General features: G+C 43.2%; 12 protein-coding genes. 4 read left to right on the plus strand and 8 right to left on the minus strand.

What is annotated here, in order from left to right; genetic code table 11:
* Positions 1-357 precede the first annotated feature (357 nt).
* The 4 genes from NWP21_RS18290 (at position 358) to NWP21_RS18305 (ending at position 4,865) form a co-directional block, all read left to right on the plus strand.
* A complete protein-coding gene (locus NWP21_RS18290) occupies positions 358-2,043 on the plus strand; it encodes an ABC-F family ATP-binding cassette domain-containing protein (RefSeq protein ID WP_271733165.1) in 1,686 nt (561 codons plus the stop codon).
* A gap of 71 nt (positions 2,044-2,114) precedes the next feature.
* Positions 2,115-3,713 (plus strand): 2,3-bisphosphoglycerate-independent phosphoglycerate mutase, encoded by a 1,599-nt coding sequence (gene gpmI / locus NWP21_RS18295; protein WP_280793790.1) that lies wholly within the window; start codon positions 2,115-2,117, stop codon positions 3,711-3,713.
* A 156-nt stretch (positions 3,714-3,869) separates the two neighbouring features.
* Positions 3,870-4,109 carry a preprotein translocase subunit SecG gene (secG, locus tag NWP21_RS18300; RefSeq protein ID WP_280793791.1) on the plus strand — a complete coding sequence of 80 codons (240 nt, stop codon included), beginning with the start codon at positions 3,870-3,872 and terminating at the stop codon, positions 4,107-4,109.
* A gap of 18 nt (positions 4,110-4,127) precedes the next feature.
* Positions 4,128-4,865: a peptidase gene (locus tag NWP21_RS18305; RefSeq protein WP_280793792.1), complete on the plus strand. Its 738-nt coding sequence runs from the start codon at positions 4,128-4,130 to the stop codon at positions 4,863-4,865.
* A 59-nt stretch (positions 4,866-4,924) separates the two neighbouring features.
* Here NWP21_RS18305 and NWP21_RS18310 read toward each other — a convergent pair whose 3' ends face one another.
* The 8 genes from NWP21_RS18310 to NWP21_RS18345 all read right to left on the minus strand — a co-directional run bounded on the left by NWP21_RS18310 (position 4,925) and on the right by NWP21_RS18345 (position 17,539).
* Positions 4,925-5,893, minus strand: a complete 969-nt coding sequence (locus NWP21_RS18310; RefSeq protein ID WP_280793793.1) for an orange carotenoid protein N-terminal domain-containing protein — start codon at positions 5,891-5,893, stop codon at positions 4,925-4,927.
* Between the two features lie 203 nt (positions 5,894-6,096).
* On the minus strand, positions 6,097-7,245 hold the full coding sequence (locus tag NWP21_RS18315; protein WP_280793794.1) for a glycosyltransferase family 4 protein: 1,149 nt from the start codon (positions 7,243-7,245) through the stop codon (positions 6,097-6,099).
* A 126-nt stretch (positions 7,246-7,371) separates the two neighbouring features.
* Positions 7,372-8,922 (minus strand): MFS transporter, encoded by a 1,551-nt coding sequence (locus NWP21_RS18320; RefSeq protein ID WP_280793828.1) that lies wholly within the window; start codon positions 8,920-8,922, stop codon positions 7,372-7,374.
* Entirely contained in the window at positions 8,909-9,790 is an 882-nt protein-coding gene (gene recO, locus NWP21_RS18325; RefSeq protein WP_280793795.1) for a DNA repair protein RecO, read from the minus strand. The genes NWP21_RS18320 and recO overlap by 14 nt, the downstream gene beginning before the upstream one ends.
* A gap of 42 nt (positions 9,791-9,832) precedes the next feature.
* Complete coding sequence (gene deoC / locus NWP21_RS18330; protein ID WP_280793796.1) at positions 9,833-10,504, minus strand: deoxyribose-phosphate aldolase; 672 nt, start codon at positions 10,502-10,504, stop codon at positions 9,833-9,835.
* 124 nt (positions 10,505-10,628) lie between these two features.
* Positions 10,629-12,065, minus strand: a complete 1,437-nt coding sequence (locus NWP21_RS18335) for a DUF697 domain-containing protein (protein WP_280793797.1) — start codon at positions 12,063-12,065, stop codon at positions 10,629-10,631.
* 349 nt (positions 12,066-12,414) lie between these two features.
* A complete protein-coding gene (locus tag NWP21_RS18340; RefSeq protein ID WP_280793798.1) occupies positions 12,415-16,761 on the minus strand; it encodes a carboxypeptidase-like regulatory domain-containing protein in 4,347 nt (1,448 codons plus the stop codon).
* A gap of 148 nt (positions 16,762-16,909) precedes the next feature.
* Positions 16,910-17,539 (minus strand): hypothetical protein, encoded by a 630-nt coding sequence (locus tag NWP21_RS18345; protein WP_280793799.1) that lies wholly within the window; start codon positions 17,537-17,539, stop codon positions 16,910-16,912.
* Between the last annotated feature and the right edge of the window lie 415 nt (positions 17,540-17,954).

A 17,954-nucleotide genomic window follows, 5' to 3' on the forward strand; every position in this document is an offset into this window, starting at 1 on the left:
AAAACACCTTTGCGAACCTTTGCGCGTACTTAGCGACCTTTGCGTTTAAACCCCGTACAGGCGATCGCCCCAAAGATACCCGACTTCTAGATAAATTATGGTAGAGTATCGCTAATTATGTGAGAATTCCGGGATCTAGTAGACTGCTAGCTAAATGATGGTAGTCAGATTTATCTGACTTCAGCTATCAGACAGGGGTTTATAACCCCTGACTCCCTGGGTAGCATCAAACGGGGTTTATAACCCCTGACTCCTCTAAATAAAAAACTAAATAAAAAACATAAACTTAAGTTAAATTTTGTTAAAATCAGGAAGAGTGTTAACCTTCACAACCATCCCCTACCCCAGAGAAACTTGATGCTGCGACTCGAACATATCAGTAAAATATATCCCACAGGTGAAGTTCTCAAAGATATTAACTGGGAAGTCAAACCAGGAGATCGCATAGGCTTAGTAGGAGTCAACGGAGCGGGAAAATCAACCCAGCTAAAAATCATCACCGGGGAAATAGAACCCACAGCGGGGGAAATAATTCGCCCATCCAGCTTACACATAGCTTACCTGAACCAAGAATTTGAAGTAGATCCGAGTCGCACAGTCAGAGAAGAATTTTGGCGAGTCTTTGCGCAAGCAAATCAAGTACAAATTTCCCTAGGGGAAGTACAGAGGGAGATGGAGACCGCCAGTTTAGAAGAACTAGATAAACTGATTAACAAACTAGATAGACTACAGCGAGAGTTTGAAGCCTTAGACGGGTATAACCTAGATGCAAGGATTGGGAAGATTTTACCAGAAATGGGCTTTGATAGCGAAGACAGCGATCGCCTAGTGAGTGCCTTTTCTGGTGGTTGGCAGATGAGGATGAGTTTAGGTAAAATTCTCCTACAAAAGCCCGACTTATTGCTACTGGACGAACCGACGAACCACTTAGACTTAGAAACCATAGAATGGTTAGAAAATTACCTCAGAGGACTAACCACCCCCATGGTAATAGTTTCCCATGATCGGGAATTTTTAGATAGACTGTGTACCCAGATTGTAGAAACAGAGAGGGGTGTTTCTACTACTTACCTAGGTAACTATTCAGCATACCTCCAACAAAAAGCGGAAAATCAACTCGCCCAGTTAAGCGCCTACGATCGCCAACAAAAAGAACTAGAGAAACAGCAAGCATTTGTAGACAGATTCCGGGCCAGTGCGACCCGGAGTACCCAAGCCAAGAGCCGGGAAAAACAACTAGAAAAAATCGAGCGCATCGAAGCACCCACAGCCAATGTAAAAACCTTACATTTTCGCTTTCCCCCGTCTCCGCGCAGTGGGAGGGAGGTAGTGATCATTAAAGACCTAACTCATGTCTATGATGATAAGATATTATTCTTAGCAACTAGTTTACTAATTGAAAGAGGCGATCGCGTAGCCTTTCTCGGTCCCAACGGAGCGGGTAAATCCACCCTATTAAGGGTAATAATGGGGACAGAACCAGCAACAGAAGGAACAGTAAAACTAGGGGACCATAACGTTATACCGGGATACTTCGAGCAGAACCAAGCGGAAGCCTTAGACCTAGAGAAAACAGTCATGGAAACCATCCATGATCAAGTACCCCAGTGGACAAACGAAGAAGTGCGCACACACTTAGGGAGATTTCTCTTTAGTGGGGACATGGTATTTAAACTAGTAGCGGCTTTAAGTGGTGGAGAAAAAGCGCGGTTAGCCTTAGCAAAAATGCTATTACGTCCAGCCAACCTCCTAATTTTAGATGAGCCGACTAACCACTTAGACATTCCCGCCAAAGAAATGTTAGAAGAGGCGCTACAAAACTATGATGGTACAGCCATAGTAGTGTCCCACGACAGGTATTTTATTTCCCAAGTAGCCAACAAAATCGTAGAAATCCGGGATGGGGAATTTCGTGTTTACCTAGGAGACTATCATTATTACCTAGAGAAAATTGCCGAAGAAAAAGAACAAGCCAGACTAGCAGCAATAGCTGCGGAAAAAGCTGCTAAAAAAGCGGCAAAATCTGCGGGAAAAAGGAAATAAGTAAAAATTCACTTGCACTGTAGATTAGCAGTGGTATTATTCGGATATTACAGAAAGTAAAGGGCAAGACTATGACCAAAGCACCTGTTGCTCCTGTGGTGCTAGTCATTTTAGACGGGTGGGGCTACCGCGAACAGCAGCGAGGAAACGCAATTACCGCCGCTGAAACCCCCATTATGGAAAGCTTATGGGCAGCTTACCCCCACACCCTCATCAGCACATCAGGAAAAGCCGTAGGGTTGCCAGAAGGTCAAATGGGCAACTCGGAAGTTGGTCATTTGAACATTGGCGCTGGACGAGTAGTACCCCAAGAATTAGTCCGCATCTCCGATGCAGTCGAAGATGGTTCTATTCTCAGTAACCCAGCACTTGTGAAGATTTGCCAGGAAGTCCGCAGTGAGAATGGTAAATTGCATATAGTGGGACTGTGTTCTGAGGGCGGGGTACACTCTCATATCAGCCATCTGTTTGGACTACTAGACCTAGCCAAACAACAGGAAATTTCAGAAGTTTGTATCCACGCCATCACCGACGGTCGTGATACTATCCCCAAGGATGGGATTAAAGCCATCCAGTTATTGCAAGCACAAATAGACCAAAAAGGCATAGGGCGTATAGTTACCCTCAGTGGTCGCTACTATGCTATGGATAGAGATAATCGTTGGGATCGCATTCAACGCGCCTACGATGTGATGACACAAGATGCTAACATTGATCAACGTCCAGCCGTTGAAGTTTTGGCTGCATCTTATGCCGAAGATGTGACGGATGAATTCATTAATCCAGTCCGCATTGCTCCTGGGGCTATAGCACCAGGGGACGGTGTGATCTTCTTCAACTTCCGCCCAGACCGCGCTAGACAGCTGACTCAAGCTTTTGTCAGCCCCAAATTCACCGGCTTTACTAGAGCAAAAATTCAGCGGTTGTCCTTTGCTACCTTTACTCAATACGACCCAGAACTACCAGTGAAGGTAGCCTTTGAGCCGCAAAATTTGAGGAATATTTTGGGTGAAGTCATCGCCAATCATGGTTTACAGCAGTTTCGCACCGCCGAAACCGAAAAATACGCCCACGTGACCTATTTCTTTAATGGCGGACTAGAGGAACCTTTCCCTGGGGAAGACCGAGAACTGGTCAGTAGTCCCATGGTAGCAACTTACGACAAAGCCCCAGGAATGTCAGCGGACGCAGTTACAGATGTGGCGATCGCCGCCATTCACAAAAGAATATACTCTTTAGTGGTGATTAACTATGCTAACCCGGACATGGTAGGGCATACTGGGAAAATGGCCGCCACCATGAGCGCTATTCAAACAGTAGACCATTGTTTGGGTCGCTTACTGAGTAGTATTACCCAAGTGGGCGGAACGGCAATTATTACTGCTGACCACGGTAACGCCGAGTATATGCTGGATGAACAGGGTAACCCCTGGACAGCACATACCACTAACCCAGTCCCCTTCATTTTAGTAGAAGGAGAGACGATTAAAATCCCCGGACATGGTACAAATGTAGAACTGTGCAGGGATGGTAAACTAGCGGATATAGCACCCACAATTCTGGAAATTCTCCAGTTACCCCAACCCTCAGAAATGACCGGACGCTCCCTATTCATCCCGTCCGGGTATCAAGTGCAACCCACACGTACCCCTATCAAAGCTGGTATATAAACCAACCCAGCAGTGAAGACCTTCTGACTCCTCACTGCTTCCCCAAAGCCAGGGCACTACCGCTCAAACAACCTGACCAGAATGTGATATAATCCCTATGATTGGGAAAACATAAATAACCATAAATAACCATAAATTATTACGGACAGCCTGACCATGACAGTTAATATTACTACTATTGTGCAAACTATTTGGGCTCTTTCTGCTTTAGGGTTAATTATTTTAGTGTTACTACATAGCCCTAAAGGCGATGGAATTGGAGCCATTGGCGGACAAGCACAATTATTTAGCAGCACCAAAAGCGCCGAAGATACTTTAAACCGAGTTACCTGGGCGCTGACAGTTATATTTATGGGTTTAACATTGCTGTTGAGTGCTGGGTGGTTACCTAAGTAAAAATCCGGTAAGAGTAGAATGGTATATAAAATAAAATACCCTAAGTCTTACAGCCGTCAAGATTTCTATACACAAAGATTACTAGCAGTTCTGTCTTTATTCATCAGTACCGGGCTGCTAGTTGTCTTGACAAATCTGCCATCTATTGCTACAGTAGTAAATACATCCTATACTACCCATCCACTACCCCCATCCCTGGCGCAATGGCAAGACAACACAAATAGTGGTGATTACTTTGACCAAGTAGCAAAAACAGGGGTGGGTTATTTAATCTGGTCAAAATTTCCGATTCAAGTTTATATACAACCCCCCACAACAGCTAATCATACACAAGCTCAAGCATGGGTCAACACTGTTATAGAGACAGTACAAGAGTGGAATGTTTATTTACCCTTGGTGGTAGTAGACAAACCGGAAATAGCTGATATTACAATTATCCGCCAAGTCCCACCTCTACAATTTACCCGTGGTCATACCCCGCAGGCCCGTTCCGCACAAACTACCTATAAAGTATACGAAAATAATAGAATACTAGATCACGAGTTTACCATCTTATTGAGTCCTAGTCAAACAGGGGTATATCTTCAAGCCGCATCCCGTCACGAACTCGGCCACGCCTTGGGAATTTGGGGTCATAGCGATTTACCCACCGATGCTTTATACTTTTCCCAAGTTAGCAATCCCCCGCCTATTTCACCCAGAGATGTGAACACCCTCAAACGGGTTTATCAACAACCAACTCACCTAGGTAATTAATTAGGCGTTGCTGAACCAGAAATTTAAGCCCCAGCAACACCCCAAACTACCCCATAAATCTAAACCCGACGCAGATTTAGTAATTCTTCAGGAGATGCAAGCATATCAATGGCGACAAAGAAAATTTTGCCTTCGGGATTAATTAAAAATCGCCAAGCAATATTCATTCCCACAGTCACACCAAACCAGGGAGTTTGTACAACACCTGTAATTTTTAGCTGCTTAGACCCATCGGAAAGGTTCTCACAGATACCTTTTTGTGGCATCATGTTTAATCCTTGGGCTTCTTCGCGCATATATTTGGCGATCGCCTGATGTCCGACAATGGGTTTTTGGAATGGTGGTTGTAGCGCACCGTCGGGAGTAAATAGACTAATAGCTTGATCAAAGTTATCAGCGTTCATCGCTTCAATGTAGCCCAGAACCGCCGGTTCTGTAATCCCGTCAATTTTTACTGCGGACACAGGTGGCGCAGTCCGAGTAAACGCTGGTTCCTCTACAGCTTTGGGGTAGCTACTTGGCCCTAAATCAGAGGTATCAAATCCCATGTTAACTACGGTGTTCCGCAGCACTGTAATTTGCTGACCCGGATCAAGTTTCTTGGTGGCTTCTAGTACCAATTGCACACCCGGACTCATTTGATAACCAGTGGGGATGGGAGCGACTACACCCTGCTTCATCAACTCTCCCAACTCGTACCAAAAAGCCAGCTTAGTATTCACACTGAAAAACCCATAGGAACGACTGATGGGTGAGTCAGCACGACTCGCAATATCCCGCATCACTCTTGTTTGCTCTTCCGCTGACATTTGCTTAATTTGGTTGAGCAAACTTTCTGCTAGTTGCAATCTGGCGGCCCCTGGCGCTGCGGGAGTAATTGTTTTCCCCATTTCCGTATACGCAAACCACAGATATGCTAGCTGGTCGTCAACATTGAGTTGGTCGAACAGGGCGATGGTCGCAGGAATCTGACTGGGAACTTGAGTATTAGAAAAGATATTCTGAGCCGACTGGATAGTTAAAGCCATATTCACAAAATAATTAGACGTTTGCACTCTATGTAACAGATTGTAAACTAAATCTTAACTTTTGTAAACTTATTTGATTAACTCTTGACAAAATGGCATAAAAGTCACCTCTGATACAGTATTACCAGTCAAAAAAACACAAAAAATCTAGGCGATCGCCATCAATCCCCTAGCTCAACCTGAATATTTGTACAATTGATAGCTTAACCTCTCGGACTCAGAGGTACAGACCTATCTGCTAAGACTTCCCGATATAATTCCTCTAACTGACTGATATTTTTACTCAGGGTATAGCGCTCTAACACCCGCTGTCTGGCTTTGTTTCCCAGGAGGGTGGTTAACTCAGGATGGTCCTGGAGTAGGGGTAAAAGGGTTCTTAACTGCGATCGCACTGTCTTAGTATTCAGGACTACACCCGCCCCCGCCTCTAATACCTCCCCATCCGCTCCCACATCTGTAGCCAAACAAGCTATTCCACAACCCATTGCTTCCAACAGAGACAGAGATAAACCCTCAACCAGAGAGGGTAAAATAAACACATCAGCACCCCGTAAAATTTCGATTCGCCGCCCTTCATTCGCCACAAATCCTAACCAGATAATCCCCGCGTCTGAGCCATAAAACGGTTCCAAAGAAGACTTTAAAACCCCATCACCCACCATCAGTAACTTGCTCCGAGTTCCCATCTGTGACTGCTTCCAAGCTCGTAACAGAGGTTCCAGGTTTTTTTCTGGTGCTATACGACCTTGATAGACAAACAACCGCTCCGCTTGGAATTGTGCTTTCACCCCTGAAGGTCCGGGGGAATACTTCACCGCATCCACTCCATTGGGAATCACAGCGATTTTTCTGTCCTTTACACCCATACGGGCTAATAACTCCCGCTGAATTTGGGAAAATACAATCACCCGATCATAGTTCGCCAAACAAGGCGCATACAGCTGATAAGCTAACAGCTGGGTTCCCGATAGAAATTTTGCCCCCTTCCCCGCAAAAGCTGTATGAAACGTCGCAATCAAAGGTAAATTCAGTTGCTCGCAGATTTCCGGTAACATAAAGTCCAGAGGCGATAAACTCAAAGAAGCATGGACTACATCCGGCTTGATTTCCCGCAGAGACTCCGTTAATACCTTAGTTGCTTTTAACGTCGGAATTGTGTAAACCTGTGATTTGTAAATAAACGGTAGGGAAACTTCCTGGAAATTTGGACAATTTTCTGTTTCTGATTCTTCTTGAGCAAAGTGGAGAAAACTAACTTGGTGTCCCCTGTCTAGTAAAGCATTTGTTACTTCTCTACTGTAGGTGACATTACCGCAAAATGGTGATTTCTTTCCAATCCAGGCTATACGCATTCTTTATTAGCTATTTTGAAAAGCGGTTTCAATTGATCAACCTTTGAGTTATTCACAGCTCACAGCCTCTGGTATTGTCAACTTCCCCTGAGTTTACCACGAAACCAAGATCATCTGGACTGTTGACTATTGGCGCGAACTATACCAAGTTAATATACCACCACAAAATACAGTAATAGCTAAAATCACAAAAACTGCTGGTAGTCCCATTAAGGTTTCACCTACCCCAGCTAAGGCTAAAGGTAAGGTTAAGGCAATATTAATCACATTATTTTGTAGCCCAAATACTTTACCCCGCATCTCCGCCGGCGTTTCGGTTTGAATCGCAGTTTGCATAGGGATACCTACCATAGACCCAAATACACCCAACAAAGCTACTAACAGTAAAATTATCCCTAACTGGGTTGTAAATACCGATAGCCCAATTAAAGTTCCTGACATCCCTAAGCAACCCCACAGACTCAATTCACAGTAGGAAAAGCGTTGACCAAATTGACCCAGCATTGTCGCCCCCGCAGCCATACCAATCCCACCAAATGCTAGTAAAAAGCCAAATTGAGATGCTTTTAAGTTGGGAATTATTTCCGCCATCCGCACCGCTAGCACCGTTAAAGCTGCAAATACAGAAAATAGAATCGTCAGTTTTACTAAAGCATTGCGCAGTATAGAGTTAGCTTTGAGGTATTTCAACCCATCTCTTAAGTCAGCTAAGACGTGAGGAAATTCTGTGTCCGGATGGTGGGGTTTTTCTTTGGTCACTAATAACAACAAAATTAACGCCGCTATCCCATAACTACCACCTACCAACAGCTCTTTACCTAGTCCATCACTACCACCTATTTCTAACCATACTCTATCGGCGATCGCCAACAGTGGTTCACCCACTGCAAACCCCACAATCACTGAAGCCATCATAGTAGTCGTATATAGAGAATTAGCCGATAGTAAATGCTGTTCTTCCACCACTAACGGGATTGTGGTTTGTTCTGCGGGCGCAAAAAACTGTGTCAACGTGGAGACCAAAAAAGTCACCCCCAAAATCATGATAAAACCCACTGGTAACATCCCCACAGGCCGCCAATCATGTGTTAACCACAGCAACAAGGGTATGGATAACACTAACACCCCCCGGCAAACATTGGTGCTTACCAGTACAGTCTTTTTCCGCCAGCGGTCTACAAATACACCCGCTACAGAACCAAATAGTACCGCTGGGATGGTAAAAGCCATCATCAAAGCTGATACCCAACCGCTAATGCTCTGGTCACTTCCCTGAAATTGAGTATTAATTAAGGCAATCATTAATACTAAGTATACTTTGTCTGCTATCTGGCAAAAAACCTGACCCCCCCACAGCGCCAGAAAATTAGGATTTTTTAACACCGGTAAAAACCCCTGGTCTGGTCTATTTTCCGGCTTACCAGTCCCCTCTAATTGGGGCGGTTTAGTTGGGGAAGTCACTACTGATAAACCTTCTTTCTGACCATTGCTCAGGACTAGGGATTCCCTGGTAAGATCAGCTTTTGCTATTTCCCCAGCCACATCTAATTGACACTGTTCTGGGCTGTGCGGAACAGCACTTAAGTGATTTGTGACGATAGGATCCGATACCCTATTGTGTTTTTTGGTGTTTGGTGATAAAGATGAGATTTTTCTATCTACATCAGACGGTTGCATCATGGTTAGCAGCAAAGTAAGAGTCAATCAAGGTAGCAGAGCGAATAGGGCGACCTAAATGATATTGAGCATATTGGCGCAAAATTTGCTCAATAGATAACCAGCGATAATTTTGGTTAGTATCTGTTGCTATTATCTCTGTTTCTGAGAGATATTGGAGCATAGCTAATTCTGTAGCATCCAACCGAGCACAAATTACCGGTATATCTTCCCTATGCACAACCCTTTGGTAATTTAAGTTAGACTCAAGGGCTGAGGGTTGCTGTTTTTCTTGGCGCAAATTTTCCCACGCCTGTAAACAGACTGTACCACCTGCTGTCACACTAAAGCCCACCCGCCAGTTAGGATCTGCGAAATTTGGCCTGATGGTATAGTTAGTTAAACAGCACGCTTGTACTTGAGGGCATAAACCTTCTAAAGCATAAAAGTGAAACACTGCATGAGCTAAATAAGCATAAATATTATATCTATATCTATCTGTTATATCTAATACCTCTAATTTACGAAGATATTTATGGAGTAACTGATAAATTTCCTCTTGGGGTTGCTCACTCAAGGCCTGACACAGCACTATTTCCGCTAAATATTGCCCCGCGGCAAATTTCCCCACATCCACAGCCAGACCAGGATAGGTTTTTACTCTCTCTGCTTGTATAATTCTATCGAGCGATCGCCCTGGTGCTATGAGTAAGTCATTGACCATAAACACGCCGCTCCTAGCACCTAGGCTAGAGTTTTGCTTCCTCGCCCCCGGCGCTACTGCGCGAATTAAACCCAACTCTCGGGTTAAAATTGTCACTACCCTGTCTGATTCTCCCAGAATTTGGGATTTCAGATTAATTCCAGTAACTTTATAAGTTTTACTCATTAGTCATTAGTCAATTTTTGCCCACCAACCACCCGTGACTACTCAGCTTTTTCGTTCGTCTTGGCTTTGGCGCAGCAAATCCATTGACCGAGATGTTCCCAGTCTGGTAGCACCGGCTAAGATCAGGTCTCTAGCCTCATTGTAGGTGCGAATCCCCCCAGATGCCTTAATTCCCAACCGGTCTTTTGCCATTTCTTTTAACAGTCTGACATCCCCCACCGTTGCACCCCCATGCCAACCTGTGCTAGTTTTCAAGAATCCCGCCCCGGCCTCCATGGATATTTCCGCCGCCAGTTTTTTCTCCCGATCAGTTAGCAGGTTGGTTTCCAAAATCACCTTTACCAGTTGTCCGGTTGCTTCGCAAATTTGGGCAATCTCCCGGTGTACCGCCTCAATTATACCAGCTTTCAACCAACCTAAATTCATCACCACATCTAGTTCCGTAGCCCCATTTTCCACCGCCTCTTGAGCTTCATACAGTTTCACCCCTGAGGTGGTCGCCCCCGTAGGAAAGCCAATTACTGTACAAATGTGGGGATTTTTACCATGGAGCAGTTCTGCTGCTTGCTTCACATAACTAGGGTGAACACAAACCGCCGCAAAATTAAATCTGTACGCTTCTTCACACCATTGCTCGACCTGCTCTGGGGTAGCTGTTGGGTTCAGCAGAGAATGATCGATAAATGGCGCAATATCAATATAGTCTGCTGCCATCTTGTGTTTTGCCTGTGAATGAAAAGTTAATATTTTTTTACTAAGTCACTATGTTAATATATCAAAATTAACGGTTACGCCAAGGCACAAGGTTATTACTTGTCCTTGACGGTTATTTGTGCAATTATTTCACAGTTTCAGTCTGTGGTGATAAGCGTTTGATACTTTCCTGAACTAACCTGGATAACAAGTTCATCTGCTGGTTACTCTCAAAGACTTTTTGCACAGTCTGGCGTAATTTCTCTAAATTCAAGACATTTCCCGAATCTATGGCCTCTTCCTGTTGGGCAAAGTATGCCACTAAACTTAAACCTGCTACTCTGGTTAGGTAGGCTGCACTCACCCCTTGGACTATACCACCAGCCACAAAGGTGATCGCATTACTTTTTAAGACCATGCTCACAGCTTTGGTGGACAGTTCCACTAAACCTAGTTTTAGCATTAACCCCCCCATGGTTACCCCTAGGGTTTGGGCCTGTTCTAGGGAAAATTTTTGCTGGTATATATTACCTAAGTCTATCACCATCTGGGCGTTAATCGCTGCTGTGGCTAAAATGTCTAGGGCTGGTACTGGGTTAGCAAAGGCAGCAGCCGCGCTGATCCATTGATATTGTTCAATAATGGGGATACTGCGATCGCCCCTGGTTTCATTCAGCCAGTTTTTCCCCGCCGCTTTCAACAACTTGGCTTTTCTCCAGGTAGTTGTCCAGATTAGTTGTTGTCTTTGCTGTGAGACAATTTTACTCAGATCCTCAATTAAACCCTCAATATCCGGTTCCGGTTGTTCCATCCACTCTTGGATATTACCATTACTTTCATGCTTGCGTACCTTGCGCGCCACAGGAGACGTTACCGTTCCCACTACATTCTCTGACATTCGCTGTTTTAATGACAGCAAAATACTCTCCCGTTCCTCTGGTAAATACTGGTCTTGTTTGTTAAAAATTAACCGCACCGGTTGATTGGCTGCTTTTAACTGCTGTAAGCTCTGAAATTCCCAATCTGTCAAATCACCATTGGTCAGGAACAACACAAAATCACACTGTTTAACTGCTGCTAATATAGGTATATCTGATTGCTCACCTGTCTGGGTAAATAAAGGGGTCGTTTCCCATAGAGTTACTTTGTTCTGTGTTCCCCCCCATCCCCTAGACTCCAGCAGTGTAACTAAACTACTTTTCCCTACAGATTTACCACCGGTGACAGCTATGGTAATTTCTTCCCTATCTAATTCTATCTGCAACTGCCCCAGTCTTCCTTGGAGCGTCTCTAAGGCCGGGTGGTTGACAGCTTCCTGTTCTAATTGCCTAATTATCGCTTCCCCTTGGGCGATCGCAGTTTCCACAGATGACCTCCCTTTGATCATACCATCCAACTGCTCTGCTTTGTGTTGCGGTTGATTTTTCTGGAATAACCACAAACCACCCCCCACAGCCAGAGCGCCAAACAAACCCACCTCACTCAGCTGTAAAATATAATCATCCCAGCTTTGTAACATCCATAAGCAAAAGGATAGTCCCAATCCTCCCACTAAAATCGGTCGCTGCAACTTCACAACCATTTCTCCGCTTTTTGTCAAGTTTCTTTTTTCAGCATAGATCAAAATTATCCGCTAAAAACACATGGCGAATAAGGAACACCATGTTCCCTGAGCGGAGTCGAAGGGAACAATATCAGGGGCGATCGTGGTTTCGACTTCCCTTAACCACCGGAACGCCATGTTCCCTGAGCGCAGTCGAAGGGAACAATATAGCAACCGCCAAGGTGGTTAGGACACAAACAGAAGATAAAACCATTGAAATTCAAGCGTTTCAAGCCTTCCCCCTGCTCCGGTGCCCCCTGCCCCCTGCTATATCATGGGGGCGATCGTGGTTTCGACTTCCCTCAACCACCGGAATCAATTAATATTTCTACTTTAAGTTGACTTCAATATTCACAGTAGACTGTAAAAAAGATTCCTCGTTAATTTCCAAATACTTGGGACTAGCTTCTAATTCCTCTACTCCTTTTTTAATTTCTATCTTATATCTACCTATAGGCAGATTTTCCAGAATAAACGCACCTAAAGCATTAGTTTCTGATAAAGATTTCCGGTTACTTTCCACATCAGTTAATATTACCTCAACCTGAGATAATCTTGCCCCAGCATCGTCGGTTAAAATACCCCGTACAACATAATTAGCTGCATCAGCGTAAATTTCTTGTTTAAATGCGTTAACTTGCAATGTCATATTATTCTCCCAAGGGGAAGAACTATCTATAATAAATTTCTCCGGTTCAACAATAAAATCACCCACCTTGATTTTATACTCACCTTGAATTAAATTTTGAAACTTAAAAAATCCTTGAATGTCACTAATGGAAGTAAAAATTCTCCCCGATTGAGTATGAATAGCAGTCACTTTAATTCCCTTGAGATTTTCCGCTGCTTTATCCTTGAGATATCCAGTAACCGTATAAGTGGGAACTGCTGCTCGGTCTGCTGTTTGTCCGTCACTGGGAATAAAAACCTGTAACTCTAAAGTATCCTGCACAAATTCCGATTTACTTAGTTGCAGAGTTTTGGGAGTAATATCTAAACCCCCCACATTCAAAGTATATTCTCCCAGTGGGAGATTATCTAAATAAAACGCCCCGGATGGACTGGTAATAGAAAAGTATTTTTTCTGGTTGATCACACTAATAGCCTCTACCCTGGCTCCATTTATCGGTTGACCAAATTGATTTCTCAGCCTTCCCTCCACCGTGGCAGTTTTCACAAATGGAACTTTCACAATTGTATAAGCTCCCGGGGCAACTTCCACAGCAAAGGCTGCTTCCCGTGGTTCCCAACCGACGGGATACCCCGCTGGATCTAAATCTAATCTATGTTCCCCTATAGGTGCAGGAATCACAATCCCATTACCGATGGATAACAAACTTTTATTCCCTTTTAAAGAGAGATTATTCAGCATAAATAAAGAATTATCCTGCGAGGTAATTAGAGCCTCATTCCTGTCCCGCACCCCATTATTATTTTCATCATAAAACGGTTGTACTAAAATTGCTCCATTCCCTTCAAACTGACTAGCATTTCTTTTATCTGTACTGATACCATCTTGCAGATTGAAATTTAAATTCATCACCAACCCCACAGAAAATTGAGAACTCACTCCTTGAACTGAAGCACCTGAATACCCGGCTTTTAAACTTAAACCAGCAAATAAACTCGGTGTGGTCACAGATGCTACTATTCCTGATGATTGGGAACCAAAACCATAACCTAACTCCCAACTCCAATTAGTTCTATCTAACTTTTCCCTGATTGAGGCGGGGTTGCCATTATGTCGCCAAGCTGCTACAATCAGGCTATGATTATCCGACTTGAGATAACGCCCATATATTTGGTCTTTAATAGAATTATTCTTGTGGCGATTCAAATTATTAACTAGATACATCTCTTGATAGGAATTGCTATTTTTCACCGGAAAACTCAGATTATTCCAAATTTCTGACTCTTGGGCATTAAAACGACTGAAAATTACCTGTTTATAAGAGTTAGTTAAATCTAATTGCCAGTTTTTCCACTGAAAACTATTGCGTAGTCGCCAACCACCATCCCCTTCAAAACGACCCTCTAAATTATGAGAGAGATTTCCCCAGCGCCAACGGGTTGATGTTTCTGCAAAGGTTCGCGAAGAGTTGTTTTTTTGTTCATATCCTAAACTGAGGTTACCCGACACCCCAAACAGTGATAAATTGTGAAAGCTCCTGACATTAAGCCCGGTATTGCTTAACTCTGTCTGTAATCTCACATTTTTGATGGGTTCAAAACTGTTGCTCAGTCGCCAAAATACCTGGTCTCCCATACTCCAAGAAATGTTAGAATTTTGATTAAGTCTGAAATTACCGGAAAAAGTTAAACTGCTGGCTTGGTTGGCGGTAGCGGAAAGACTACGCAAACCTAAAGTCAAGGGTAATTTAGAATGAGTATAAATTGCCTCTCCAAACGAGCGGAAATTTACACTATCATAAACAGCACCAAATCCCACAGTTAAATCGTTGGAGATTCCATAACGATAACCCGCTCCCGTGACTAAACCACTAACAGAACCTAGGCTTTGATGTTGTTGACGCTGACGCCATGTACCCACGGAAGTATAAACGGCGCTAGTACCAGCAGGAAGTTGCTGATACTGAGGATCAATAACTTTGATTTCTGTTTGCGGGGTAGCCGCCAGATTACCCTGGGGATAAGATAGAATTGTAAATCTATTCCCTCGAACATTGGGGAAACTATATCTTTGCGTCTGGGTTACCAATACTTCACCTAATAAAACATTACCGCCCCAAATTTGCACTAAACTCCCCTGTACAGCATTACCTTCAATGGTGCGGACAAAATCCCGGTTACTCAGTCGGGAATTTAGGTCAAGGACTGACCCCCCACGACTTGCTTGATAACCAAAGCGACTAATATAACTATAACCCCAAAATTCGCCAAAATTTGAGGAGCCTGGGTAAAATAAGCTCTGGCTTCCAAAAATGTGATCCCTATTTTTGCCTAAATTTTGTATTCTCCAGTCTTGTAGGTAAGCTTGGTTAAAATTTTCTAGGTTTGGTTGAGCAACCCTGGTACTAAATGTAAAGTCTCCCAATTTTCCACTGATGGTGGTTGACCCACTATTTCTCAAAGTATTAGTACGTAGAGAAGAATTGACATTTTGACTCACAGCGGACAAGGCGTACTCAGGAGGAGTCACACGAGGTAAACCTTCTAAAACTACGGGTTTAACTTCTTTCTCCTCTCGACTTCTTGCAAATAGCCAAGACCCTTCAAAGACAATCGCATAGCTATCAATGTCAAATTTAATTTCTACCATAAACTGACGACGTATCTCTGCGATAGTCAAGGCCTCACCAATCTCACTGTCTGCAATCAATAACTTAGGGTCAAATTCCTTGACTAACCCAGTTGATCGCAACTGAACATTACCATTAGATAAAGGAGTGACTGTAAAGCTAAAAGCCTTAAGAAAAGATTCATAGGGTATCAGCCATTCCTCAAAGTTCACAGCTTGACTACCATCTTCATTCCCCTTCACCAACACACCAGATAAAACATCTTTTTTACCAAATTTAATTCCCACCGGTAGAATATCATTAGGGGTACTTACATTACTGGGGGTAGTTAATCCCAATATCTCACGTCTAGCCAAATCCTGACTTGTTGGTGCTGGTGCATCTTTAGCAGGTATATTCTCTGGCCTCGTCACCGGGGGAACATCCCCAGACCGCGCTACCTCAGAATTACCATTAGGGGTTAATACTTGATTACCAGGTATATTCTCTGGTTTAGTCTCCGGGGTAACATCCCCGGACCGCGCTAACAAAGATGAGTTAGAATTAAAAGACGGGAAAACACTCTCAGCAATCGTGTTTTCTGAAATAGTGAACTCTGGAACATCCCCAGACCGCGCTAACAAAGATGAGTTAGAATTAAAAGACGGGAAAACACTCTCAGCAATCGTATTTTCTGAAATAGTGAACTCTGGAACATCCCCAGACCGCGCTAACAAAGATGAGTTAGAATTAAAAGACGGGAGTACATAATTAAAATCTAAATTTTCCGAGATACTAACCCGTGGAACATCCCCAGACCGCGCTAACAAAGATGAGTTAGAACCACCAGAAGGGAGTACATAATTAAAATCTAAATTTTCCGAAATAGTAACCCGTGGAACATCCTCACCAGACCGCGCTAACAAAGATGAGTTAGAACCACCAGACGGGAGTACATAATTAAAATCTAAATTTTCCGAAATAGTAACCCGTGGAACATCCTCATCAGACCGCGCTAACAAAGATGAGTTAGAACCACCAGACGGGAGTACATAATTAAAATCTAAATTTTCCGAGATAGTAACCCGTGGAACATCCTCATCAGACCGCGCTAACAAAGATGAGTTAGAACCACCAGAAGGGAGTACATAATTAAAATCTAAATTTTCCGAGATAGTAACCCGTGGAACATCCTCATCAGAAGTTGCTGATGGGGGTATAGATTTTAACGACTCAAAATGCGTCAAATCCCGGCGCTGTTCCGGGAATACATAGCCAAAATCTATACCAGCAGGTATAGTGACCCGTGAAATATCCTCAGAACACTTTTTTAACGAGGGGATAAATTCTGCTGACTCAAGGTCAGCAAGTAATACATCCTGATTAAGTGGATTTTCTGAGGTAGTTACAACCTGGAAATCACATGACGAGAACATCTCAATCAAGTTTGAAACAAGGGATGAGAAGAATAAACTATCTTCTCAGTAAAACATTAACTAAAATAATTAACTAAAACACTTAACTCATGACTAACTTCTTGTGGTTCGCTAAGGATACCCAACCGATAACCGCTTAAAATCAAGCCTATCTAGGTAAGAGGGTTAATTGAGATTTAAAAGAAAAATCTCCTGATGGCGCCCCTTGTCTGTTGAGCAGAATTTCCATCCCCATCAAAAACCAAGTAGGGTCAGCAAAATTTCTGTTACCAAGGCTATCTGTTAACAAAACCGGGCTACTTTGACTTTGTGTTTTACCATCACCCACTACACTTACCATCGGAGCAAGAGGTTCAGTAGGGTCAAAAGGGTCGATCGTTCCACCCCGGTATAGGGTGGTAATTCCAGTCGTAATAATACTAGATATGTTAGGAAGGCTCGGATCAGCCGGAACAATATATTCAGGAGAAGTAATAATTGCATAGTTTCCCGCGTTGGTTGTACAGTCGATCAGTGCTCGTGCTGCTAAACCTTTTACTACACCAGTGCCATCTCCATTAGCAACTAAAGATGTAGTATCTCCACCACTGTAACTTTCTACAAGCTCTCCCGATAGCGGTCCTGCTAGAAATTCACAGGCTTTCGTAATTGTAGCAACATTGGTAAATTCTGTAGTGGGCGTTGTCAGTGTCTGTGCCATAACTAAAGTACCCCGAACCAGAATGGTGATCCAAATTACGGCAATTAATACAGGTTTAATTAAACGGTAATTACTCATAAGTTCATCAGTGTATAACTAGGAAATTTTGATTCAATTGGTTAAAATGTTACCTAAAATTGCTCAAGTGACACCACCCTAACATTTATGGATCATTTTTACAATCATCATTGAAGTCATGTTGACCGCTCTGTATTCCTTTCCTCCCCAATAAGTTAATGAACAGTTATTAAACACCCTAAAAAGGTATACTGGGTACTAGTACAAATCTAGTACCCAGTACGATATTCACAGCCTATTCATAGCCTATTCAGGAGGGGAGAATTTGGTGAAAAACCTTTATCTCAATATTACCATAAATATTTCCAGCGTAATCTCTTTTAGTTACCAGTAGGTTGTTTATAGGAAAATATATTATATTCAACTATGGTTAATGTGACTACCACAAAATTAAGATCTAATTGCCATTCAACTC

This window comes from Anabaenopsis sp. FSS-46 (assembly GCF_029891665.1).
GTDB classification, from domain to species: Bacteria; Cyanobacteriota; Cyanobacteriia; order Cyanobacteriales; family Nostocaceae; genus Anabaenopsis; species Anabaenopsis arnoldii.

Bases quoted from the DNA above. Each gene is read 5' to 3' on its own strand.
- NWP21_RS18290 (WP_271733165.1), top strand. From the start codon at position 358: ATGCTGCGACTCGAACATATCAGTAAAATATATCCCACAGGTGAAGTT.
- gpmI (WP_280793790.1), top strand. From the start codon at position 2,115: ATGACCAAAGCACCTGTTGCTCCTGTGGTGCTAGTCATTTTAGACGGG.
- secG (WP_280793791.1), top strand. From the start codon at position 3,870: ATGACAGTTAATATTACTACTATTGTGCAAACTATTTGGGCTCTTTCT.
- NWP21_RS18305 (WP_280793792.1), top strand. From the start codon at position 4,128: ATGGTATATAAAATAAAATACCCTAAGTCTTACAGCCGTCAAGATTTC.
- NWP21_RS18310 (WP_280793793.1), bottom strand. From the start codon at position 5,893: ATGGCTTTAACTATCCAGTCGGCTCAGAATATCTTTTCTAATACTCAA.
- NWP21_RS18315 (WP_280793794.1), bottom strand. From the start codon at position 7,245: ATGCGTATAGCCTGGATTGGAAAGAAATCACCATTTTGCGGTAATGTC.
- NWP21_RS18320 (WP_280793828.1), bottom strand. From the start codon at position 8,922: ATGCAACCGTCTGATGTAGATAGAAAAATCTCATCTTTATCACCAAAC.
- recO (WP_280793795.1), bottom strand. From the start codon at position 9,790: ATGAGTAAAACTTATAAAGTTACTGGAATTAATCTGAAATCCCAAATT.
- deoC (WP_280793796.1), bottom strand. From the start codon at position 10,504: ATGGCAGCAGACTATATTGATATTGCGCCATTTATCGATCATTCTCTG.
- NWP21_RS18335 (WP_280793797.1), bottom strand. From the start codon at position 12,065: ATGGTTGTGAAGTTGCAGCGACCGATTTTAGTGGGAGGATTGGGACTA.
- NWP21_RS18340 (WP_280793798.1), bottom strand. From the start codon at position 16,761: ATGTTCTCGTCATGTGATTTCCAGGTTGTAACTACCTCAGAAAATCCA.
- NWP21_RS18345 (WP_280793799.1), bottom strand. From the start codon at position 17,539: ATGAGTAATTACCGTTTAATTAAACCTGTATTAATTGCCGTAATTTGG.